Annotated in this window: 18 protein-coding genes; 15 read left to right on the top strand and 3 right to left on the bottom strand. The window is 56.3% G+C overall.

Annotation, left to right across the window (positions count from 1 at the left end; genetic code table 11):
* Positions 1 to 228 precede the first annotated feature (228 nt).
* The 3 genes from ACQUTD_RS20760 to ACQUTD_RS20750 are packed head-to-tail and all read left to right on the top strand — an operon-like array spanning position 229 to position 3709.
* Complete coding sequence (locus ACQUTD_RS20760) at positions 229 to 1605, top strand: family 1 glycosylhydrolase (RefSeq protein WP_473277357.1); 1377 nt, start codon at positions 229 to 231, stop codon at positions 1603 to 1605.
* 49 nt (positions 1606 to 1654) lie between these two features.
* Complete coding sequence (locus tag ACQUTD_RS20755; protein ID WP_473277355.1) at positions 1655 to 2977, top strand: PTS transporter subunit EIIC; 1323 nt, start codon at positions 1655 to 1657, stop codon at positions 2975 to 2977.
* A 15-nt stretch (positions 2978 to 2992) separates the two neighbouring features.
* Positions 2993 to 3709 (top strand): GntR family transcriptional regulator, encoded by a 717-nt coding sequence (locus ACQUTD_RS20750; protein WP_072567937.1) that lies wholly within the window; start codon positions 2993 to 2995, stop codon positions 3707 to 3709.
* A gap of 49 nt (positions 3710 to 3758) precedes the next feature.
* Here ACQUTD_RS20750 and ldtB read toward each other — a convergent pair whose 3' ends face one another.
* A complete protein-coding gene (gene ldtB, locus ACQUTD_RS20745) occupies positions 3759 to 4679 on the bottom strand; it encodes a L,D-transpeptidase (protein ID WP_072569424.1) in 921 nt (306 codons plus the stop codon).
* A 223-nt stretch (positions 4680 to 4902) separates the two neighbouring features.
* Here ldtB and ACQUTD_RS20740 point away from each other — a divergent pair, with 223 nt between their 5' ends.
* From ACQUTD_RS20740 to ACQUTD_RS20685, 12 genes are all read left to right on the top strand, one after another.
* The gene (locus tag ACQUTD_RS20740; RefSeq protein ID WP_072567938.1) at positions 4903 to 6495 is read left to right on the top strand and encodes an ABC-F family ATPase; all 1593 of its coding nucleotides are present in this window, start codon (positions 4903 to 4905) and stop codon (positions 6493 to 6495) included.
* Between the two features lie 271 nt (positions 6496 to 6766).
* Positions 6767 to 8449: an alpha-amylase family glycosyl hydrolase gene (locus ACQUTD_RS20735; protein ID WP_473277354.1), complete on the top strand. Its 1683-nt coding sequence runs from the start codon at positions 6767 to 6769 to the stop codon at positions 8447 to 8449.
* An 11-nt stretch (positions 8450 to 8460) separates the two neighbouring features.
* Positions 8461 to 9750: an extracellular solute-binding protein gene (locus ACQUTD_RS20730; RefSeq protein WP_473277353.1), complete on the top strand. Its 1290-nt coding sequence runs from the start codon at positions 8461 to 8463 to the stop codon at positions 9748 to 9750.
* A 22-nt stretch (positions 9751 to 9772) separates the two neighbouring features.
* Positions 9773 to 10654 (top strand): carbohydrate ABC transporter permease, encoded by an 882-nt coding sequence (locus ACQUTD_RS20725; RefSeq protein ID WP_072567941.1) that lies wholly within the window; start codon positions 9773 to 9775, stop codon positions 10652 to 10654.
* A complete protein-coding gene (locus tag ACQUTD_RS20720) occupies positions 10641 to 11483 on the top strand; it encodes a carbohydrate ABC transporter permease (RefSeq protein ID WP_072567942.1) in 843 nt (280 codons plus the stop codon). Before ACQUTD_RS20725 ends, ACQUTD_RS20720 begins: the two co-directional genes overlap by 14 nt.
* Positions 11484 to 11511: 28 nt before the next feature.
* Complete coding sequence (locus ACQUTD_RS20715; RefSeq protein WP_072567943.1) at positions 11512 to 12564, top strand: D-guloside 3-dehydrogenase; 1053 nt, start codon at positions 11512 to 11514, stop codon at positions 12562 to 12564.
* A gap of 18 nt (positions 12565 to 12582) precedes the next feature.
* Positions 12583 to 13371: a 3-dehydro-D-guloside 4-epimerase gene (locus ACQUTD_RS20710; RefSeq protein WP_473277352.1), complete on the top strand. Its 789-nt coding sequence runs from the start codon at positions 12583 to 12585 to the stop codon at positions 13369 to 13371.
* A gap of 10 nt (positions 13372 to 13381) precedes the next feature.
* Positions 13382 to 14440, top strand: coding sequence for a D-glucoside 3-dehydrogenase (locus ACQUTD_RS20705; RefSeq protein ID WP_318363560.1), 1059 nt, complete (start codon positions 13382 to 13384; stop codon positions 14438 to 14440).
* Positions 14437 to 16707, top strand: a complete 2271-nt coding sequence (locus tag ACQUTD_RS20700; protein WP_473277351.1) for a glycosyl hydrolase family 65 domain-containing protein — start codon at positions 14437 to 14439, stop codon at positions 16705 to 16707. Before ACQUTD_RS20705 ends, ACQUTD_RS20700 begins: the two co-directional genes overlap by 4 nt.
* 3 nt (positions 16708 to 16710) lie before the next feature.
* Positions 16711 to 17379 (top strand): beta-phosphoglucomutase, encoded by a 669-nt coding sequence (gene pgmB / locus ACQUTD_RS20695; protein WP_473277350.1) that lies wholly within the window; start codon positions 16711 to 16713, stop codon positions 17377 to 17379.
* 9 nt (positions 17380 to 17388) lie between these two features.
* Positions 17389 to 18468: a sn-glycerol-3-phosphate ABC transporter ATP-binding protein UgpC gene (locus ACQUTD_RS20690; protein ID WP_473277349.1), complete on the top strand. Its 1080-nt coding sequence runs from the start codon at positions 17389 to 17391 to the stop codon at positions 18466 to 18468.
* A 77-nt stretch (positions 18469 to 18545) separates the two neighbouring features.
* Positions 18546 to 19457, top strand: a complete 912-nt coding sequence (locus tag ACQUTD_RS20685) for an OmpG family monomeric porin (RefSeq protein WP_072567949.1) — start codon at positions 18546 to 18548, stop codon at positions 19455 to 19457.
* Positions 19458 to 19507: 50 nt separating this feature from the next.
* Here ACQUTD_RS20685 and ACQUTD_RS20680 read toward each other — a convergent pair whose 3' ends face one another.
* Together ACQUTD_RS20680 and ACQUTD_RS20675 are read right to left on the bottom strand one after the other, a co-directional pair.
* Entirely contained in the window at positions 19508 to 20500 is a 993-nt protein-coding gene (locus ACQUTD_RS20680; RefSeq protein WP_473277348.1) for a LacI family DNA-binding transcriptional regulator, read from the bottom strand.
* A 168-nt stretch (positions 20501 to 20668) separates the two neighbouring features.
* Positions 20669 to 22768 (bottom strand): ADP-ribosylglycohydrolase family protein, encoded by a 2100-nt coding sequence (locus ACQUTD_RS20675; protein ID WP_473277347.1) that lies wholly within the window; start codon positions 22766 to 22768, stop codon positions 20669 to 20671.
* Positions 22769 to 22810 lie beyond the last annotated feature (42 nt).

Raw genomic sequence — 22810 nt, 5'->3', positions numbered from 1 at the left:
TTGCGCGCTCTCGCCATCCGGTGTTCCGTTGTTCCGCAATATTAATAAGAGCGCAACCTACCACCATCAATAAAAGCGCAACCTGCCGCATGCAAGAGATCATTACGCGATCTTTACGGCGCTGCTCACAAAACCAGCACCCTCTCTTTGCCTGCCTTATCCGCATCCGCTATATGACTAGTCATATAAACTAAATGACTTTACATAATCACCAGCGGAGATCAGATGATGACTAAATCCTTACCGGCGGGTTTTTTGTGGGGTAACTCGGTATCCAGTATGCAGACGGAAGGGGCGTGGGACGAAGGGGGAAAAGGGCCGTCGGTTTACGATATTCGCGAAGCCAGCGAATTTGCCTCTGACTGGAAAGTGGCGACCGACTCCTACCATCGCTATGCCGAAGATTTCGACCTGATGCAGGATCTCGGCATGAACTGCTACCGCTTCCAGATCGCCTGGAGCCGCGTCTGCCCGCAGGGCGACGGAGAGTTCAATGACGAGGGCATCGCCTTTTACGATCGTTTTATCAACGAGCTGCTGGCGCGCGGCATCGAGCCGATGATCTGCCTGTATCACTTCGATATGCCGCTGGCGCTGGCGCAGACGTACAACGGGTTTACCGATCGTCACGTCATGGAGGCGTTCGTTCGCTACGGTAAAAAGATGATCGACTGCTTTGGCGACCGCGTGAAGTACTGGCTGACCTTTAACGAGCAGAATATCTACCACATGCCGGAAGCCTTTAAGGTTGGCGGCTATCTCGAAGGCGAGAAAACGCTGCGCGAGCTGTACCAGATTTCGCATCACGTGATGATGGCCCACGTCCGCCTCACACACTATCTGCATGACACCAAACCGGGGCAGCTGATGGGCGGCATGCTGGCGCATCAGCTGATCTATCCCGCCACCTGTAAGCCGCAGGATATTTTCTGCGCCCAGCAGTATGACGAATTCCTCAACCAGAACCTGCTGCGCGTCTTTGCCGGTCAGGGCTACAGCCCGGCGGTGATGGCGGTGGTGGAGCGCGAAGGCTTCGGGGATATTTTCCGCGACGAGGATCTGGAAGAAATCGCCCGGGTGAAAAATGATTATATGGCGTTCAGCTACTACGCCAGTAAAACGCTGGACAGCGATGCCATCCCTGACGGGACGCCGGTGAACTATTACCTGTTGCACGGCGATAAAAATAACCCGTTCCTGAAGGCCACCGAATGGAACTGGCAGATCGATCCGCTCGGCTTTCGCACCATTATCACCCGTTATTACAACGACTGGCGGCTGCCGGTGTTCCCCATTGAAAACGGCATCGGCGTGATCGAATCCTGGGACGGCGTAAACCCCATCGACGACCAGTACCGCATCGAGTATCACCGCGCCCATTTGCAGGCCATGAAAGACGCCATTTTTGAGGACGGCGCGCAGGTGATTGGCTATCTCGGCTGGGGGCTGATTGACATTCTCAGCTCGCAGGGGGACATGCGTAAGCGCTACGGCGTGGTGTATGTGAACCGGGAAAACCACGATCTGAAAGATCTGAAACGGGTGCCGAAAAAGAGCTACGCCTGGTTTAAACGTGTGATCCACAGTAACGGCGACGAGATGTGATCCCGCCTGCCGGACCGTTTTGTGACTGATTGAAGGGAAGGTATCTGCGATGTCTGATGCAAACATGAAACCGAATATGCAGTCGTTTGTTGATCGATTTGTTGAGTTCTCCGCCCGTATCGCCAACCAGGTGCATCTGCGCTCGCTGCGCGATGCCTTTGCGGCGGTGATGCCCATTTTCATTCTCGCCGGGCTGGCGGTGCTGGTGAATAACGTGGTGTTTCCCTGGGTGATGGACGGGGAGCTGCTCACGCGCTTTAAAGTGTGGGGCGATGTCATTATCAACGGCACGCTGAACATTGCGGCGCTGTTGATCGCGCCGATGATCGCCTGGTCGCTGGCGCGCAACAAAAATTTCGACAACCCGGTCTCGGCAGTGGTGATCGCCTTATCCAGCTTTATCATTATGATGCCGATCCAGCTCGACGTGGTGCCGGTGGGCGGCAAGACGACGGTAACCGTCGGCCAGCTGCTGTCGTTCGCCAACATTGGCACCACCGGGATTTTCGCCGGGGTGATCATCGGCCTGCTGTCCACCGAGCTGTTTATCCGCATTGCCGGGATCAAAAAGCTCGATATTTCTCTGGGCGAAAACGTGCCGCCGGCGGTGAGCAAATCCTTTTCCGCGCTGCTGCCGACCATTTTTACGCTCTCCACCTTCGCCATCATCGCGGCGCTGCTGTCGAACGTGCTGCATACCGATCTGATCCACCTGATCACCACGCTCATCCAGCAGCCACTGCGTCTGATCAACACCAGTCTGCCGGGTACGCTCTTTATCTACAGCTTCGGCAACTTTCTCTTTACGCTGGGGATCCATCAGTCGGTGGTTAACGCCGTGGTGCTGGAGCCGTTCCTGCTGATTAACACCAACGAAAATATGATCGCCTTTGCCAACGGGCAGCCGATCCCGCATATCATCAACAATATCTTTGTGCCGACCTTCGGCATGATTGGCGGCACCGGCAGCACGCTGTCGCTGCTTATCGCCATCTTTCTGTTCTCGCGCCAGAAGGCGGCGAAACAGGTGGCGCGCCTGTCCATTTCGCCGGGACTGTTTAACATCAACGAGCCGGTAATTTTCGGGCTGCCGATTGTGTTTAACATTCCGCTGATGATCCCCTTTGTGCTCCTGCCTGCAATCGGGATTTTCTTTGCCTGGATCTGCACCACCCTCGGGTTGATGTCGCGCTGCGTGGTGATGATCCCCTGGACCACGCCGCCGGTTTTAAGCGCCTGGCTGGCGACGGCGGGGGACTGGCGGGCGGTGGTCGTTCAGTTGATAATCATCGTCTTTGGTGTATTCTTCTACCTGCCTTTCCTCAAGATAGCCGAGCGAGTGGCCTTAAAAAACAGTGGGATAGTCGAATAATAAAAGGAACGGGCAATGTCGGCGAAATACGTTTCTATCGCGCGGGAAATTAAGCAGCGCATCATGAGCGGGCAGTATTCTGCCAGCGAGCCGCTGCCCGATCAGTTCGCTCTGGCGGCGGAGTTCAGCACCAGCCGCATGACTATCCAGCAGGCGATACGCCAGCTGATCGTCGAAGGGCTGGTGTATACCCGTCAGGGGCAGGGCACCTTTATCCGCAAGAACTTCCTTCAGCTCTCGCAGTGGGATCTGCCCGGCAGCGACTATTTCGGCGCGACCAAAACCTGGGAAAACGTCGGCACCGTCACCAGCGAGATCATCCGCTTCGATTTACGCTTTGCCGATGAAAAAGAGCAGGCCTCGCTGCTGATCGACGCCGATGCGCCGGTCTATGACTTCGTGCGCCTGCGGCTGCTTGACGGCGAACCGGTCTCGCTGGAGTTTACGCTGATGCCGGTGGCGCTGGTGCCCGGCCTTAACCGCGGCCATCTGCAAAGTTCCGTGTTTCGCTATGTGCAGGACACCCTGGCGCTGAAACTTATGGGCTCGTACCGCGTGGTGCGCGCCCTGAAGCCGAACGCCGAGGATAAACGTTACCTGAGCTGCGATGACACCGATCCGGTGCTGGAAGTGGAGCAGGTGGTTTATCTGGAAGATGGCACGCCGCTGGAGTATGCCCACTGCCATTATCGCTACGATCATGGCGGCATTATCATGGTCAATCACGGATAAAAAAAGCGATGGTTTCCCATCGCTTTTTTTGTTTACCGCCGGGGCAGGATCAGTTCAGACGAACCGGCATCCCGGAGCGGTTTTCAATTGCCTGCTCAACAACAGCCTGGTCAACGTCAGCCTGGCTGGTCACGCTCTGCACGCTCTTGGTCAGGGTGATCGGCACGATTTCCCCGCCTTCAAACTGCGCTTCGGTGGTGGACAGCGGATTGTGCACTTCCACATAACGGCTGCCATCCGGCTCGGTGGTGGCTTTCACCGGCTCATCGATAAACTGAACGCGGGTGCCGACCGGCACGTTCTGGAACAGGAACTTAATGTCTTCGTTACGCAGACGCACGCAGCCATGGCTTACGCGCAGGCCGATACCAAAGTTGGCGTTGGTGCCGTGAATGGCATACAGACGGCCAATGTAGAGCGCGTACAGACCCATCGGGTTATCCGGGCCAGCCGGAACTACTGCGGGCAGCGGGTTGCCGGCGGCAATATATTCCGCATGCATTTTGGCAGTCGGCGTCCAGGTCGGGCCGGCTTTTTTACGCTCAACTTTAGTGGTCCAGTTGATCGGCGTATCTTTGCCTAACTGACCGATACCAATCGGCAGCACGATCACCGTGTTGGTGCCTTTCGGGTAGTAGTAGAGGCGCATTTCGGCGCTGTTGATCACAATGCCTTCATGAACGGTGTCCGGCAGGATCAGCTGCTGCGGGATATTCAGTACGCTACCGCCTTTCGGCAGGTAAGTGTCCACGCCCGGGTTCGCTTCCAGCAGGTTAGACAGGCCCATCTGATATTGCGCCGCAAAGTACTCCAGCGGCTGCTGGTTCCCTTCCGGAATGGTGATGACCTGGTTCTGGCCAACCAGACGGCTGCCGTCGGTTGGCAGTGGATAAGTTACTGCAGAGGCAGATTTGCAAAACCCTACTACCGCGAAAGCCGCCGCTAAAATCGTTGTTAATTTAATTTTCATGTTGTGCGAGGTATCTTTGCCACTGGCCATCCGGCCGTTGAGTTAAAGTCTTAATGGAGATGGGAGCGCATTATATGTGCATTCCCCCGCGCATGGAATTCAGATGTGTACGAAATCACATTTTTTTCTGAAAGCTACAGTGTAGCCGCTTATCACGGTGCGCGATTTCAATTCGGAATTGTGGCATAATGCACGGTTTGTCACACATTTTTAGGATAACGCCGTGTTAGTTACCAGCAACGTCACCATGCAGTTCGGCACTAAGCCGCTGTTTGAAAACATTTCCGTCAAATTTGGCGGCGGCAACCGTTACGGCCTGATTGGCGCCAACGGTAGCGGAAAATCCACCTTTATGAAGATCCTCGGCGGCGATTTAGAGCCGACGCTGGGCAACGTCTCCCTCGATCCCAACGAGCGCATCGGTAAGCTGCGTCAGGATCAGTTCGCTTTCGAAGAATACAGCGTGCTCGATACGGTGATCATGGGGCATACCGAGCTGTGGGAAGTGAAGCAGGAGCGTGACCGCATCTATAGCCTGCCGGAAATGAGCGAAGAAGACGGCTACAAAGTGGCCGATCTGGAAGTGCAGTATGGCGAAATGGACGGCTACTCTGCTGAATCCCGCGCCGGTGAACTGCTGCTCGGCGTGGGCATTCCGCTGGAACAGCACTACGGCCTGATGAGCGAAGTCGCGCCAGGCTGGAAACTGCGTGTGCTGCTGGCCCAGGCGCTGTTCGCCAACCCTGACATACTGCTGCTCGATGAACCGACGAACAACCTCGACATCGATACCATTCGCTGGCTGGAGCAGGTGCTGAACGAACGTAACAGCACCATGATCATCATCTCGCACGACCGTCACTTCCTGAACATGGTGTGTACGCACATGGCGGATCTGGATTACGGCGAGCTGCGCGTGTATGCAGGCAACTACGACGAATACATGACCGCTGCGACTCAGGCGCGTGAGCGTCTGCTGGCGGACAACGCCAAGAAGAAGGCCCAGATCGCCGATTTGCAGGCCTTCGTGAGCCGCTTTAGCGCGAACGCTTCTAAATCCCGTCAGGCGACCTCCCGCGCCCGTCAGATCGACAAAATCAAGCTGGACGAAGTCAAAGCCTCCAGCCGCCAAAACCCGTTCATCCGCTTTGAGCAGGATAAAAAACTGTTCCGTAATGCGCTGGAAGTGGAGCAGCTCAGCAAAGGCTTCGATAACGGCCCGCTGTTCAAAAACGTTAATCTGCTGCTGGAAGTGGGCGAGAAGCTGGCGATCCTCGGCACCAACGGCGTGGGTAAATCTACCCTGCTGAAAACCCTGGTCGGCGATTTAACGCCGGACACCGGCACTGTGAAGTGGTCGGAAAACGTGAAAATTGGCTACTACGCCCAGGATCACGAATATGAGTTTGAAAATGGCATGACCGTCTTCGACTGGATGAGCCAGTGGAAACAGGAGGGCGACGACGAGCAGGTAGTGCGCGGTATTTTGGGCCGTCTGCTGTTCAGCCAGGACGACATCAAGAAACAGGTGAAAGTCCTCTCCGGTGGTGAAAAAGGCCGTATGCTGTTTGGCAAGCTGATGATGCAGCGCCCGAATATCCTGGTGATGGATGAACCCACCAACCACCTGGATATGGAATCTATCGAATCGCTGAACATGGCGCTGGAAATGTACCAGGGCACGCTGATCTTCGTTTCCCATGACCGCGAATTCGTCAGCTCGCTGGCGACCCGCGTGATTGAAATCACCCCTGAGCGTGTGATCGACTTCAGCGGCAACTATGAAGATTACCTGCGCAGCAAAGGTATCGACTGATTTTGCCCCTCACTCTGCTCCCCGAACTGATGGGGAGCAGTGCTTCATATTTATATTATAAATAACTCACTTCTTATTATTCGCCCCCTGAATATATATTTCCCTGAAGCCGTGAAATAAAAGAAAATCTCTTTTTCTTTAAATTTGCGACAGCTCACAAATATGCATTTAATTTCGTCATAACCCGCTTTATCACGGCCCCGCTACGTTGACACCCCATTTCAGGAGGAGTAATTTTCCGCGTCATGGGACCGATACCACGGAAAGTCAAATGAACGGAAACATTAACACACTGCTTCGGGAAGTTTATGCCGGGCGTTTCACCGACACACATTATGAAAAATTAACGGCCTGTATTGAGAAATACCGACCGCTTATTACCCAAAACCGTAAACAGAAATGGGATGAAAGCGATGTGGTGTTAATTACCTACGCCGATCAATTTCATCATGAAAAGGCTAAGCCCTTAGCGGTATTTAACGATTTCTATTATAAATGGTTTAAATCTGTTTTCTCGCATGTCCATTTATTACCATTTTATCCATGGTCGTCTGACGACGGTTTTTCGGTAATGGATTATCACCGCGTCGCTCCGGAATCAGGGGAGTGGAGCGATATTGCCGAATTAAACAAACAGGCGCGGCTGATGTTCGATTTTGTCTGCAATCATATGTCGGCAAATAGCGAATGGTTCAACAATTATCTGCAACAGAAGCCAGGCTTTGAGAATTTCTTTCTCGCCATGGATCCGGCCACCGATTTATCGGCGGTGACCCGCCCGCGCGCGCTGCCGTTATTAACGCCTTTCACGCTGCATGACGGTTCGCAGCGCCACCTGTGGACCACCTTCAGCGACGATCAGATTGACCTTAACTATAACGAGCCGGACGTGCTGCTGGCGATGATCGAGGTGCTGCTGCACTATCTGGCGCAGGGGGCGGATTACGTGCGCCTGGATGCGGTTGGCTTCATGTGGAAAACGCCGGGCACCAGCTGCATTCATCTACAGAAAACCCACCAGCTGATCAAACTGTTCCGCGCCATAACAGACGAGGTCGCGCCGGGTACGGCGATCATCACTGAAACCAACGTTCCCCATAAAGACAATATCTCTTATCTGGGCAACGGGCGCGATGAAGCGCACATGGTGTATCAGTTCTCGCTGCCGCCGCTGGTGCTGCATGCGGTGCACCGTCAGGACGCCACCGCGCTGTGCCAGTGGGCGCAGGGGCTGACGCTGCCGGGTCGCGACACCACCTGGTTTAACTTCCTCGCCTCCCACGATGGCATTGGTCTTAACCCGTTACGCGGCATTTTGCCGGAAGAAGAAATTCTGCATTTAGTGGAGCAGCTGCGTCAGGAAGGCGCGTTAGTTAACTGGAAAAATAACCCGGACGGCACCCGTAGCCCGTACGAGGTGAACGTCACCTATATGGACGCGTTAAGCGCGCGGGACAGCACCGATGATGAACGTCTGGCCCGTTTCCTGCTTGCCCATGCCATTCTGCTGAGTTTCCCTGGCGTGCCGGCGATCTATATTCAGAGCATTATGGGATCGCGTAACGATTATGACGGCGTTGAACGTTTGGGCTATAACCGCGCGATTAATCGCCAGAAATATCATCAGGACGATATTGAAAGTCAGCTACAGGCCAGCGGCTCCCTGCGGCATCGTGTTTATCACGCTTTATCCAGAATAATTGTGCTGCGCCGCCAGAGCAGTGTTTTCCATCCGGACAGCGCGTTCACTATCAATAGTCTCACGCCGCAGGTAATGCAAATTACCCGTACCGCTAAAAATGGCGAGACGCTGGAGGCATTATTTAATATCAGTAACGTCGAACAAAAAATAAAAGTCCACAGTACAGGCTTTGATTTAATAAGTGGATGTCCTGTCCCTCATGCGGAATTGACCCTGCGTCCGTGGCAGGTCATGTGGATCAAAAAACAATAAAGGAACATCTTATGCTTAAAGCAAAAGTCGTGCTGTTATCAGCACTGGTGTCGTGCGCCCTTATTTCCGGCTGTAAGGAAGAAAAAAAGACGGTCGCCATTGAATTTATGCACTCCTCCGTTGAACAGGAGCGCCAGGCGGTTATTTCCCGCCTGATCGATCGGTTCCAGAAAGAAAACCCGGACATCACCGTAAAACAGGTGCCGGTGGAAGAAGACGCCTTTAACACCAAAATCATTACCCTGGCGCGTACCGGCGCCCTGCCGGAAGTGATCGAAACCAGCCACGACTACGCCAAAGTGATGGACAAAGAACAGCTGGTGGATCGTAAGGCCATCGGCGAAGTGATCGCCTCTGTGGGCGAGCAGAATTTCTATGACGGCGTGCTGCGAATCGTGCGTACCGAAGACGGAACGGCCTGGAACGGCGTGCCGATCAGCGCCTGGCTACAGGGCGTCTGGTACAAAAAAGATGTGCTGGCAAATGCCGGTCTGAGCGAGCCGCAGAACTGGCAGCAACTGCTGGAGGCGGCGCAGAAGCTCAGCGATCCGGCGCAGAAAAAATACGGTATCGCGCTGCCGACGGCAGAAAGCGTGATGACCGAGCAGGCGTTCTCCCAGTTTGCGCTCTCCAACGACGCCAACGTCTTTGACGCCAGCGGCAGCATCACGTTCAACACGCCGGAAATGGAACAGGCACTGGGAATGTACCGTCAGCTGGCGGAAACCACCATGCCTGGCTCCAACAACGTCATGGAAATTAAAGACGCCTTTATGAACGGTGCCGCACCGATGGCGATCTATTCCACCTACATCCTGCCCGCAGTGTTTAAAGAGGGTGATCCGGCCAACCTCGGCTTTATGGTGCCCACTGAAAAATCTGCCGCGGTGTTCGGCACCATCACCTCGCTGACCATCAGTAACGGCCAGTCGGCTGACGAAACCGCCGCCGCAGAGAAATTCGTCACCTTTATGCACAAGGCCGAAAACGAAGCGGAGTGGGTAATGATGTCGCCCGGCGCGGCTTTCCCGGCCAATAAAGGCGTCACCGACACCGCGCTGTGGAAAGACAACGAGGTGATCAAGGCCTTTGGTCAGCTGCCGTATGACCTGATCGCCCAGTATCCGAATATGAAAGTCTTCGGCTCCGTCGGCGATAAAAACTTTACCCGCATGGGCGATGTGACCGGATCCGGGACGATTAACCGCGCGGTGCATAACGTCACGGTAGGTAAAAAAGATCTCAGCCAGACCCTTTCAGAAGGGCAGGCGAAGCTGGAAGAACTTGTAAAACAACGTTAATCAAAGGATGTGAATTGCAGTTATGAAAAGGTTGTTTTCAGGTCGTTCTGATATGCCTTTCGCCATGCTGCTACTGGCCCCCAGCTTAATTTTGCTGGGGGGCCTCGTAGCCTGGCCGATGGTATCTAATATTGAAATCAGTTTCTTACGCCTGCCGCTGAACCCGCGCATCGACGCGACTTTTGTCGGGCTGGAAAACTATATCCGTATCTTAAGCGATCCGGGTTTCTGGCATTCATTGTGGATGACGGTCTGGTACACCGTGCTGGTGGTGGCGGGCAGTACCGTGCTCGGTCTGGCGGTGGCGATTTTCTTTAACCGCGAGTTTCGTCTGCGCAAAACCGCGCGTTCGCTGGTGATTTTGTCCTACGTCACGCCGTCGATTTCGCTGGTCTTTGCCTGGAAGTACATGTTCAACAATGGCTACGGCATTGTGAACTATCTGGGCGTCGATCTGCTGCATCTCTACGATCGGGCGCCGCTGTGGTTCGATAATCCGGGCAGCAGCTTTGTGTTGGTGGTGCTGTTCGCCATATGGCGCTACTTCCCCTATGCCTTTATCTCCTTTCTGGCGATTTTGCAGACCATCGATAAATCGCTGTACGAAGCCGCCGAAATGGACGGCGCGAACGCCTGGCAGCGTTTTCGCATCGTCACGCTGCCCGCGATCATGCCGGTGCTGGCGACAGTGGTGACGCTGCGCACCATCTGGATGTTCTACATGTTCGCCGACGTTTATCTGCTGACCACCAAGGTCGATATCCTCGGCGTTTATCTCTACAAAACGGCTTTCGCATTTAATGACTTAGGAAAAGCAGCGGCCATTTCTATCGTGCTGTTCGTCATTATTTTCGCGGTAATTTTGCTGACCAGAAAACGGGTGAATCTCAATGGCAACAAGTAAACGTACCCTCAGCCGCATCGGGTTTTACGTCGGGCTGGCTGCCTTTCTCATCATCACGCTGTTTCCGTTTTTCGTGATGCTGATGACCTCGTTCAAAGGCGCGAAAGAGGCGATTTCCCTCACGCCGACGCTGCTGCCGCAGCAGTGGACGCTGGAACACTATATCGACATTTTTAATCCGCTGATTTTCCCGTTCGTCGATTACTTCCGTAACAGCATGGTGGTGTCGGTGGTGTCGTCCACGGTAGCGGTGTTTCTCGGTACCCTGGGAGCCTATGCGCTCTCCCGCCTGCGCTTTAAGGGCCGCATGACCATCAACGCCAGCTTTTACACGGTGTACATGTTCTCCGGCATTTTGCTGGTGGTGCCGCTGTTCAAGATCATCACCGCCCTTGGCATCTACGACACCGAAATGGCGCTGATCATCACCATGGTGACCCAGACGCTGCCTACCGCCGTGTTCATGCTGAAAAGCTACTTCGACACCATCCCTGATGAGATCGAAGAAGCCGCGATGATGGACGGCCTCAACCGACTGCAAATTATCTTTCGCATCACCGTGCCGCTGGCGATATCCGGGCTGGTGTCGGTCTTTGTCTACTGCTTTATGGTGGCCTGGAACGACTATCTGTTCGCCTCGATTTTCCTCTCCAGCGCCAGCAACTTCACCCTGCCGGTCGGCCTGAACACCTTGTTCAGCACGCCGGACTATATCTGGGGACGCATGATGGCGGCCTCGCTGGTGACCGCGCTGCCGGTGGTGATCATGTATGCGCTTTCTGAACGTTTTATCAAAAGTGGACTGACCGCCGGTGGCGTTAAGGGCTAAGGCGGCCTGATTTTAACAGGAGACTGGAATGAAGAAGTTAGTGGCGACCGAACCGCGTGTTGCGGCGCTGGTGGAGTATGAAGATCGCGCCGTGGCGGAGAACGAAGTCAAAATCCGCGTCATGTTCGGTGCGCCAAAACACGGGACGGAAGTGGTGGATTTTCGCGCCGCCAGCCCGTTTATCGACGAGGAATTCAACGCGGAATGGCAGATGTTTACCCCGCGTCCGGCAGACGCGCCGCGCGGTATCGAATTTGGCAAGTTCCAGCTCGGCAACATGGTGGTGGGCGAGGTAATCGAACGCGGCGCGCAGGTCACCGACTACGCCATTGGCGATCGGGTATGCGGCTACGGTCCGTTATCGGAAACCGTCATCATCAACGCGGTAAATAACTACAAACTGCGCAAAATGCCGCAGGGCAGCTCGTGGAAAAACGCCGTCTGTTACGATCCGGCGCAGTTCGCCATGAGCGGCGTGCGTGACGCCAACGTGCGCGTCGGGGATTTCGTGGTGATTGTCGGCTTAGGCGCAATCGGCCAGATCGCGGTCCAGCTGGCGAAAAAAGCCGGGGCCTCGGTGGTGATTGGCGTCGATCCTATTGCCCACCGCTGTGATATCGCCCGCCGTCACGGGGCGGATTTCTGCCTCAACCCAATCGGCACCGACGTGGGTCTTGAGATCAAAAAGCTCACCGGCAAACAGGGTGCGGACGTGATCATCGAAACCAGCGGCTACGCCGATGCGTTGCAGTCGGCGCTGCGCGGGCTGGCCTACGGCGGCACCATCTCTTACGTCGCCTTCGCCAAGCCGTTTGCGGAAGGCTTCAACCTCGGCCGCGAAGCGCATTTCAACAACGCGAAAATTGTCTTCTCCCGCGCCTGTAGCGAGCCGAACCCGGACTACCCGCGCTGGAGCCGTAAGCGCATCGAAGAGACCTGCTGGGAACTGCTGATGAACGGCTATCTCGACTGCGAAGAGTTGATCGATCCGGTAGTGACCTTCGCCAGCAGCGCGGAAAGCTACATGCAGTTCGTCGACCGTCACCCGGAACAGAGCATCAAAATGGGCGTCACCTTTTAAGGTAAAGGATTACTGAACATGAAAATCGGAACACAGAACCAGGCCTTCTTCCCGGAAAACATTCTGGAAAAATTTCGTTTTATCAAGGAAATGGGCTTCGATGGCTTTGAAATCGACGGCAGGCTGCTGATCAATAATGTTGACGCGGTAAAAGCGGCCATCAAAGAAACCGGCCTGCCGGTGACCACCGCCTGCGGCGGCTACGACGGCTGGATCGGCGACTTTATCGAAGAGCGCCGTCTTAATGGCCTGCAACAGATTGAACGCATTCTGGAAGCGCTGGCGGAAGTGGGCGGGCAGGGGATCATCGTCCCGGCGGCCTGGGGCATGTTTACCTTCCGTCTGCCGCCGATGACCTCGCCGCGCAGCCTGGCGGGCGATCGCAAAGCGGTCAGCGATTCGCTTATTTATCTGGATAAGGTTGCGGCGCGCACCGGCACCACGGTTTACCTGGAGCCGCTTAACCGCTACCAGGATCATATGATCAACACCCTGGCCGACGCCCGCCGCTATATCGTGGAAAACGATCTGAAACACGTGCAGATCATCGGCGATTTCTACCATATGAACATCGAAGAAGACGATCTGGCGAAAGCGCTGCATGACAACCGCGATCTGCTGGGACATGTGCATATTGCTGACAACCATCGCTATCAGCCGGGCAGCGGCACGCTGAACTTCCGCGCCCTGTTCGATCAGCTGCGCGCCGATAACTATCAGGGATACGTGGTGTACGAAGGGCGCGTGCGGGCAGAAGATCCGTGCGAAGCCTACCGTCAGTCACTGGCCTTTTTGCGCACCTGCTAAGAGGTTCTCTGTGATGAGTGCAACCACGACTTTACCGCTGCGCGTCGCCATTATCGGCGCCGGACAAGTGGCGGATAAAGTACATGCTTCCTACTACTGCACCCATGACGCTGTGAAACTGGTGGCTGTCTGTGACAGCCGCCTGTCTCAGGCGCAGGCGATGGCAGAAAAGTACGGCGCGCATATAGAGGTCTGGGAAGATCCCCAGGCCATGCTCGACGCGGTGAAACCCGACATTGTCAGCGTCTGCTCCCCCAACCGTTTTCATTATGATCACGTGATGATGGCGCTGGCGGCCGGTTGCCATGTGATGTGCGAAAAGCCGCCGGCCATGACGCCGGAGCAGGCGGAAGCCATGTGCAGCGCCGCCCGCCGCGCCGGAAAAGTGCTGGCCTACGACTTTCACCACCGTTTCGCGCTGGATGCGCAACTGCTGCGCCAGCAGGTGATCGACGGCGCGCTGGGCGAGGTGTACGTCACTACCGCCACCGCGCTGCGCCGCTGCGGCGTGCCGGGCTGGGGCGTCTTCACCAATAAAGCCCTGTCCGGCGGCGGCCCGCTGATCGACATCGGCATTCATATGCTGGACGCGGCGCTCTACGTGCTGGGGTTCCCGGCGGTCAAACGCGTCAGTGCCCACAGCTTTCAGAAGATCGGCAATCGTAAAAACAGCGGTCAGTTTGGCGAGTGGGATCCGGCGAGCTACAGCGTGGAAGACGCGCTGTTCGGCACCATTGAATTTCATAATGGCGGCATCCTGCGGCTGGAAACCTCGTTTGCGCTCAACATGACCGCGCAGTCGATCATGAACGTGACCTTCTGCGGCGATAAGGCCGGGGCGACGCTGTTCCCGGCGCAGGTATATACCGACGAGGGCGGCGAGCTAAAAACGCTGTTTGCCCGTGAACAGGCCGATGACAACCGCCATCTGCGCAGCATGGACGCCTTTGTACGCCACGTGCAGGGCGAAGCGGTGCCCATCGCCGACGCCGAACAGGGACGCATCGTGCAGCAGCTGGTGGCCGCGCTCTATCAGGCCGCCGAAACAGGGACAAGTGTGGAATTATGATCAAGCTTTCGACGCTCAGGCAAACGGAATGCAGTCTGCATAGCCTGAACAAATACGCCTCGCTGATGACCACCGGCAACGGTTATATGGGCATCCGCGCCAGCCATGAAGAAACCTGCCCGCTGCAAACCCGCGGCATGTATCTTGCCGGGCTGTATCACTGCGCGGGTATAGGGGAAACCAGCGAACTGGTGAACCTGCCGGATCTGGTTGGCGTGCAGATCGAACTCAACGGCGAGATTTTTACCACCGCAGGGGGCGAGATCGGCGACTGGCAGCGCGAACTGGATTTCGCCACCGGCGAGCTGACGCGTTCGCTGATCTGGCGCTCGCCCAACGGCGCGCACTACCGCATCAGCAGCCGCCGCTTTGCCTCTGCCGCGCAGCTGCCGCTGTTCGCCATGACGCTGACCATTACGCCGTTAAACCGCGACGCCCGCGTGTCGCTGGTCACCGGCATTGACGCCACCCAGACCAACTGCGGGCGTCAGCACCTGGATGAAGTGCAGCTGCGGGTCTTCGGCGAACACTGGTTGCAGGGCATCTACGCCACCCAGGACGGCACGGCGGATGTCGCCATCACCAGCTGGTGCCGGGTGAGCGGGGCGGCGAGCACCTGCTTTACCGCAAAAAACCGCCAGCTTCTGCAACACAACGTGGCGAATGTCGCGGCGGGCGAGAGCATCACGCTGGAAAAACTGAGCTGGATCGCCTGGAGTGATGACCGCGCCCGGTTGCCGGAATCGCTGAGCCAGCAGGGGCGGGCCGAGCTTGAGCGCTGCGTTGCACAGGGTTATGACGCGCTGCGCCACGCATCGGACACCGCCTGGCAAAGCTTCTGGGCGCGCAGCCGCGTGCAGGTAACGAGTCAGGATCCGCGGGATCAGCAGGCGCTGGATTATGCCCTGTATCATCTGCATATCATGACGCCGGGCCACGACGAGCGCAGCAGTATTGCGGCGAAAGGGCTGACCGGCGAAGGTTACAAAGGCCATATTTTCTGGGATACCGAAGTCTTCCTGCTGCCGTTCCACCTGTTCAGCCAGCCGGACATCGCCCGTCGTTTACTGCGCTACCGCTGGCACAATCTGCCGGGGGCGCGCAAAAAAGCGCGGCAAAACGGCTGGCAGGGCGCGCTTTTTCCGTGGGAGAGCGCCCGTAGCGGCGACGAAGAAACGCCGGAATTCGCGGCAATCAATATCCGCACCGGCGTGCGGCAAAAAGTGGCCTCTGCCCTGGCGGAGCATCACCTGGTGGCAGACATCGCCTGGGCGGTGGTGGCCTACTGGCACGCCACCCGCGACGACAGCTTTATGGCGCACGAAGGGCTGGAGCTTTTGATCGACACGGCGAAGTTCTGGATCAGCCGCGCGGTTGAGGTGAATAACCGGCTGGAGATCCACGACGTTATCGGCCCGGACGAGTACACCGAGCACGTCAACAACAACGCTTACACCAGCTACCTGGCGCACTACAACGTGGCGCAGGCGCTACATTTTGCGCGTCAGTTCGCCTGTCGCGACGAGGCCTTTGTAAGCCAGGCGGAACGTTTTCTGCAGCGTTTGTGGCTGCCGCAACCCACGGCGGACGGCGTGCTGCCGCAGGATGACAGCTTCCTGCAAAAACCGGTTATCGATCTCAGCGCCTACAAAGCGAAAGCGGGCAAACAGACCATTCTGCTCGATTACTCGCGCGCAGAAGTTAACGAGATGCAGATCCTCAAGCAGGCGGACGTGGTGATGCTGACCTATATGCTGCCGGAGCTGTTCACCCCGGCGCAATGTCTGGCGAACCTGAACTTTTACGAACCGCGCACCATTCACGACTCGTCCCTCAGCAAGGCGATCCACGGCATCGTGGCGGCGGGCTGCGGCGACACCGACACCGCCTACCGTTTCTGGCGCGAAGGGGCAGACATCGATCTGGGCTGCGATCCGCACGCCTGCGACGATGGCATTCACGCCGCCGCCACCGGGGCGATCTGGCTGGGGGCAATCCAGGGTTTTGCCGGGCTGTCGGTGCGTCAGGGCGAACTCCATCTGTCGCCGCGTTTACCCCAGGGCTGGCAGCAGCTCGACTTCCCGCTGCGCTGGCAGGGCGTGTCGCTGCACATCACCCTCGATGCCGGGCAGATCCGTATCCGCAGCACTTCCGCGGTCAGGCTGTATCTCAATCAGCAGCCGCTGACGGTGGACGGCGAGCTGATCTGTGCGCTGCACAATTTTTATTTACCCACGACCGGGACCGCTACCACGGAGGGGCGCTAAGCCATGGCACAGCAACTACAGGCCGTCATTTTCGATCTTGACGGCGTGATCACCGATACCGCTGAACTGCATTTTCACGCCTGGCGACAGGTGGCGAAAGAGGTGGGCATCGACATCGACGAAACCTTTAACGCCACCCTGAAAGGCATCAGCCGCATGGAATCGCTGCGGCGCATTCTGGCGCACGGCGGGCGGGAGCAGGATTTTAATCCGGCGGAGTGCGCGGCACTGGCGGCGCGTAAAAACGGCATTTATGTCGATTCACTGCGCCAGCTTACTCCACACGCCGTGCTGCCGGAGATTAAAACGCTGCTCACCGAACTGCGCAGCCGCGGCATTCCCGCTGGCCTCGCGTCCGTCTCCCTTAACGCCCCGGCCATTCTTCAGGCGCTGGAGATGACGGATCTGTTTGGCTTTTGCGCCGATGCGTCGCGCATCAGCCGCTCGAAACCGGATCCGGAGATCTTTCTTAACGCCTGCGCCGGGCTGGGCGTCGACCCGCAAGCCTGTATCGGCGTGGAAGATGCGCAGGCCGGTATTGACGCCATCAATGCCTGCGGCATGGCGTCCATCGGTATTGGCGACACCCTGAAGCACGCAACCTTGCGTCTTTCCTCTACGGAAGAACTGACGTGGCCGCGTTTATCAGCATTCTGGCAACACAGAAAGTAAGGACACAAAATGGCACAACTCTCGTTGCGACATATCCAGAAGATTTATGACAACCAGGTCCACGTGGTAAAAGACTTCAACCTGGAGATCGAGGATAAAGAATTTATTGTTTTTGTGGGGCCGTCAGGCTGCGGTAAATCCACGACGCTGCGCATGATCGCCGGGCTTGAGGAGATCAGCGACGGCGACCTGATGATCGACGGCAAGCGCGTCAACGACGTGCCCGCCAAGGCGCGTAATATCGCCATGGTGTTTCAGAACTACGCCCTGTATCCGCACATGAGCGTCTACGACAACATGGCGTTTGGCCTGAAAATGCAGAAGATCGATAAGGCGATTATCGACGAGCGCGTCAACTGGGCGGCGCAGATCCTTGGCCTGCGCGATTACTTAAAGCGCAAGCCGGGCGCGCTCTCCGGCGGTCAGCGTCAGCGTGTCGCCCTCGGGCGCGCCATCGTGCGTGAAGCCGGGGTGTTCCTGATGGACGAACCGCTCTCTAACCTGGATGCCAAACTGCGCGTGCAGATGCGGGCGGAAATCAGCAAGCTGCACCAGAAGCTGAACACCACCATGATTTACGTCACCCACGATCAGACCGAAGCCATGACCATGGCGACGCGTATTGTGATCATGAAGGACGGTATTATTCAGCAGGTGGGCGCGCCGAAAACCGTTTATAACCATCCGGCCAATATGTTTGTCGCCGGATTTATTGGCTCACCGGCCATGAATTTTATTCGCGGCACCATCGACGGTAACCAGTTTATTACCGAAACCCTTAAATTAACCATTCCACAAAATAAATTAAGCGCTTTACAGGCCAGCGGTTGCCAGCATAAAGCGGTGGTGATGGGAATTCGTCCGGAAGATATTCATCCAAAGCTACAGGAAGAAAATTGTGTCGCCGCGCGTATCAGCGTGGCGGAATTAACCGGTGCAGAATTTATGCTGTACAGCACCGTCGGGGGGCATGAGTTAGTGGTACGTGCCGGAGCAGTTAATGATTATCATGCGGGAGATAATATCAACATTCACTTCGATATGAATAAGTGTCATTTCTTTGACGCGGAAACCGAACAGGCTATTTAACTGGCCGCTTAACTATATAAATATATCGCCGGATAGATTCATCCGGCATGACATTTTTATTTTTCTAAGGAATGAAAATGAAAATCTTACTGAGCCGTGCCGCCTTGATCCTGTGCGCCGGAACATTCTGCGCGCAGGCAACTGAAAACAACGACTGGCAGTTTAATATTGGCGCCATGTACGAAAGTGAAAACGTCGAAGGTCAGGGGGAGGACATGGACGGGCTGTATGAACCGTCGGTCTGGTTCAATGCCTCGAAAGGCCCCTGGCGCGTGGCGGTGGCTTATTATCAGGAAGGCCCGGTGGATTACAGCGGCGGTACGCGTGGCACCTGGTTTGATCGTCCGGAACTGGAAATTCACTATCAGTTTATTGACCGGGAAGATTTCTCCCTCGGTCTGACCGGCGGCTTCCGTAATTATGGTTATCACTTCAAGGATGAACATAACGAAGATGCCGGTACGGCGAATATGCAGCGCTGGAAAATCGCCCCGGACTGGAACCTGAAGCTTAACGACGCCTGGAGTTTTGGCGGCTGGCTGGCGCTGTACCAGTTTGCCAACGATCTCAACGCCACCGGCTATGCAGACAGCCGCGTGGAAACGGAAACCGGCTTTACATATAAAATCAACGATACCTTCTCGGTAGTAACCAACTACTATCTGGAGCGTGGTTTTAACATGGACAGCGGGCGCAATAACGGCGAGTTCTCCACCCAGCAAATCCGTGCCTATTTACCGATTTCGTTAGGTAATACCACCTTAACGCCTTACACCCGCCTTGACCTCGACCGCTGGTCAAACTGGGACTGGCAGGATGATATTACCCGCGAAGATCATGACATGAACCGTCTGGGTATGCTGTACGCGTACGATTTCCAGAACGGCCTGTCCATGACGCTGGACTATGCGTTTGAATGGCAGGGGCATGACGAAGGCAGCGACGACAAGTTCCACTACGTCGGAGTCGGCTTCAACTACGCGTTCTAAAATTGATCGCCAGAGTGGCACGCCTGTGCCACTCTTTTCATCAGGTGCCCTCAAATAATGGTCGTTGCCACAATCACATTTCGCGGGCAGGGCTTGCCGGAAATCAGCTTAAAGATCAGATCAAAACTCTGCGCGCCCAGTTCCTGGGACGGCACGTCAATGCCCCCGGGCGGCGGGTTGAGAATAAAAGAGAGGGTTTCGTTAAGGTAGCCCACCACCGTCAACTGCTGCGGGATACGGATGTTTTGCTCTGCCGCCGCGCGATAGACGCTCATCAGCTTCAGGCTGTCGGTGGCGAAGATCGCGTCGGGGCGTGTGGGCAGGCTCAGTAAGGCGCGGGCGGCATCCAGCGCGCTCTCCTGCCTGTAGCCGCCGTCGATGATCCACTCGTCACGCAGCGGCAACTGGCTGGCCTGCAAACTGGCTTTAAAGCCGTTAACCCGATCGATGGAAACGTGATAGCTCAGCGGGGCGTGAATACAGGCGATATTTTTATGACCGCCTTTAATTAACGCATCGGTAATGGCGATACTGTCGTGATAGTTATCGGTATCCACTGAATAGACGTTTTCAAACTGGCCTTCCACTTTGCCGATCACCACCACCGGAATACCGTGCTTATCAAGCTGCGCCAGAAATAACTCATTCGCCGGAGAGCTGAGCATAATAATGCCCTTGATCATCTTCTGCATGATTTTGCTTTCGCATTTTTGCAGTTCATCGGCGGGGCTTAACGACGTCTGTAATATAACGTCAAAACCTGCATCTTCCGCTTTTTCGGTAATGGCATGTAAGGCTTCAGAGAAATAAGGATTACCGGCAGTGGTTTTTGTCGGCCGGGTATAAATAACCATAATGGCGTCAAAGCCGGATGAGGTCAGCGCACGGGCGGCTTTATTGGGATGATAATTTAGCTCGCTCATCGCCTTCAGAACTTTATCCCTCGCCTGCGGCGAAATATTGGTTTTTTTATTGAGTACCCGCGAGACGGTAGATTTTGAAACACCCGCCACGCGCGCAATATCATAAATGGTAGGGGACATAACCTTACAAGTTCCATTAATAGAGTTACATCGTCCATCTTACGGGAGATAAGGCGGGCAAGACAAACATTAAGTGGTTAATTAATGAAATGCATCACTGTACGGTCAGCCTTACTCTCAGTGAATGATTACCCGGCGGAATATCCTCTCCGCCGGATAAGCGGCAGATTAATGAACCGGAGAAATATGCATCGCGGCGGTGGAGATGGCACCGGCAAACACCAACAGCCCGCAGCCGCCGTCGGTGAAAGCGTTGTCGTCGTCATCAATCACGCTAAGCCGGAGATGATCCACCGTGGCTTCAATCAGCCTGCCCTGCAGGCGAATATCAAAAGCGATCTCGCGCTCGAAAACGAAGGTACGCGGCGCTTCGGCCAGAACCTTAATGTTATCGTCGCGCACCCGTATCAGCTGGAGCTTTTCATCAGCGGTAAGGCGCACGGCATAATAACGGCGCATCCCCTGGAAGCGGAACGCCAGCCCGCCGTAGTCGCCCAGGTGCAGGGTGAGATCGCACTGGATGCGGTAGTCGCGCCACTCGCGGGTGCCGTGGATCAACAGCCCTTCGTCCCGTTCGCTGGAGATGCGGATACGATCCGGATAGTGGCGTGAGAGTAAATCCGCGCCGTTCACCCAGGATCGCCACCAGAAATCGCTTTTGCCTGCCGGTTTACGCAGGGTGAGCTGCGGCGTTCCGTCCCAGCGCAGGGTATCCATCAGCACCCGTCCGGCAGAGGGGGCCGTCAGCGCAATGCCCACCCCGGCAATGGGCTGACCCTGGCAGTCCGGCAGCGTCATGGCGAGCGTGATCCCGCCACCGGGCGGCAACGGCTGCGGTTCACCGTAGTAAAGTTGCCGTTCACTGTTTTCGTCATACACCCGGTAGCAGAGCCGCACCGTGACGATCTGCCGGTTATCCGGCGGGGCAAACAGCGTGGCCTGTAATTGTTGACCGGGATAAATCAGCGGCGTCGCCAGCAGATCGTAACTGGCGTAGCTCAGCATATCGGCCACTTCCGGCGGCGAAAAGGTGAGGGTGGTGACGCAGGCGGGCGCGTCCGGCGGCAGGGCGGGGTAATCAAGGCACAGCATATTCCGGCCCTGATACGCCGCATTGCCCACCTGTACCGACGGCGTCAGGGAACGGAAGCCCTGCACGCTGCCGGGCAGCGAGAAGTGAAACTGTGCGCCATCTTTGCGGGGCGCCGGGCGCGGCAGCCCGGCGAGCCGGTGGCCGAGATCGTACAGATAATCGGTAATGCGCACGGCGTTATTAATGGAAAAACCGCCGTCCGCCGAGGAGATGAGCAGGCGATCCGCCAGCGGCCCGCGCCAGTCCGGCCCGGCGTCAATGCCCGCCAGTCCGGTCATGATCCCCGACAGACAGCCGACATTACCGGCGTTGCAGTCGGTGTCCCGACCGGAAGTATTGATAATGCACTGCGCCTGCTGAAAATTATTGGGTGCGTAGAGCATCGCCATGATCATCAGGGCATGATTGGGCACCATCGGGCAGTTGCCGGGGTAGTTGTCGTAACCGTACTGCGCGTCGATCTTCTCGCGGGTGAGGTGCCAGTCGCCGTCCTCCCGGTGCCAGCGGCGAACGTCGGCGATCATACGGGCGATTTCACAGTCGGCAGGAATAAACGACAGGCCCACCTCCAGCAGCTGCTGAATATCACTACAGATAAAAGCCTGGGCTTCCATGGCTGCCCACAGCATCGCCGCCCATACCGCTTCGCCATCGTGACTGACGCTGGCGGCTTTTTGCGCTAAGGAGGCGGCAAGGGCGGGCTGACCGGGCGCGACCAGCGCCCAGCCATCAATAAATATCTGTGAGCCAATCTGTTCGGCAATGGTTTTGCCATTGGTGGATGCCGCACCGCTTAACGGCGCGGGAATGCCTTTTTTGAGGTTAAGCCAGGCCGTCTGCTCGGTTGAATTCCCGTTGCCGCCCCACCATAAAATGGTGCGCTTATCGATAATGTAATTCAGCCAGCACTGGCCGATCTGTTCTGCGGTGAGCGTATCCGCAAGCCCATAATCCTCCAGCGCGCGAATAAAGGTAAAGGTTCCGGCCACGTCGTCATCCGCCACCACCAGCGGGCGGTCGAATTTATCATGCACGTAGTAATCGACGTGGCCAAGCCGATCGACGATCTCCTGATAGCGCCAGCCTTCAAACGGGCGTCCCAGATAGACGCCGATTAATTTCCCCAGTACGCCCGCGTACAGGCGCTGATAATAATCTGCCGGTAAGGCCATCATTTCCTCCCTGATTGATAAGTTGCCACATCCGTTGTGCGTTGT

It is taken from the genome of Enterobacter sp. K510, assembly GCF_055804875.1.
Note: the sequence above shows the minus strand (reverse complement) of the source record. Positions and strands in the feature narration are given on the sequence as shown.

Excerpts from the sequence above, each read along its gene's own strand:
- ACQUTD_RS20760 (WP_473277357.1), top strand. The coding sequence starts at position 229 with ATGACTAAATCCTTACCGGCGGGTTTTTTGTGGGGTAACTCGGTATCC.
- ACQUTD_RS20755 (WP_473277355.1), top strand. The coding sequence starts at position 1,655 with ATGTCTGATGCAAACATGAAACCGAATATGCAGTCGTTTGTTGATCGA.
- ACQUTD_RS20750 (WP_072567937.1), top strand. The coding sequence starts at position 2,993 with ATGTCGGCGAAATACGTTTCTATCGCGCGGGAAATTAAGCAGCGCATC.
- ldtB (WP_072569424.1), bottom strand. The coding sequence starts at position 4,679 with ATGAAAATTAAATTAACAACGATTTTAGCGGCGGCTTTCGCGGTAGTA.
- ACQUTD_RS20735 (WP_473277354.1), top strand. The coding sequence starts at position 6,767 with ATGAACGGAAACATTAACACACTGCTTCGGGAAGTTTATGCCGGGCGT.
- ACQUTD_RS20730 (WP_473277353.1), top strand. The coding sequence starts at position 8,461 with ATGCTTAAAGCAAAAGTCGTGCTGTTATCAGCACTGGTGTCGTGCGCC.
- ACQUTD_RS20725 (WP_072567941.1), top strand. The coding sequence starts at position 9,773 with ATGAAAAGGTTGTTTTCAGGTCGTTCTGATATGCCTTTCGCCATGCTG.
- ACQUTD_RS20720 (WP_072567942.1), top strand. The coding sequence starts at position 10,641 with ATGGCAACAAGTAAACGTACCCTCAGCCGCATCGGGTTTTACGTCGGG.
- ACQUTD_RS20715 (WP_072567943.1), top strand. The coding sequence starts at position 11,512 with ATGAAGAAGTTAGTGGCGACCGAACCGCGTGTTGCGGCGCTGGTGGAG.
- ACQUTD_RS20710 (WP_473277352.1), top strand. The coding sequence starts at position 12,583 with ATGAAAATCGGAACACAGAACCAGGCCTTCTTCCCGGAAAACATTCTG.
- ACQUTD_RS20700 (WP_473277351.1), top strand. The coding sequence starts at position 14,437 with ATGATCAAGCTTTCGACGCTCAGGCAAACGGAATGCAGTCTGCATAGC.
- pgmB (WP_473277350.1), top strand. The coding sequence starts at position 16,711 with ATGGCACAGCAACTACAGGCCGTCATTTTCGATCTTGACGGCGTGATC.
- ACQUTD_RS20690 (WP_473277349.1), top strand. The coding sequence starts at position 17,389 with ATGGCACAACTCTCGTTGCGACATATCCAGAAGATTTATGACAACCAG.
- ACQUTD_RS20685 (WP_072567949.1), top strand. The coding sequence starts at position 18,546 with ATGAAAATCTTACTGAGCCGTGCCGCCTTGATCCTGTGCGCCGGAACA.
- ACQUTD_RS20680 (WP_473277348.1), bottom strand. The coding sequence starts at position 20,500 with ATGTCCCCTACCATTTATGATATTGCGCGCGTGGCGGGTGTTTCAAAA.
- ACQUTD_RS20675 (WP_473277347.1), bottom strand. The coding sequence starts at position 22,768 with ATGATGGCCTTACCGGCAGATTATTATCAGCGCCTGTACGCGGGCGTA.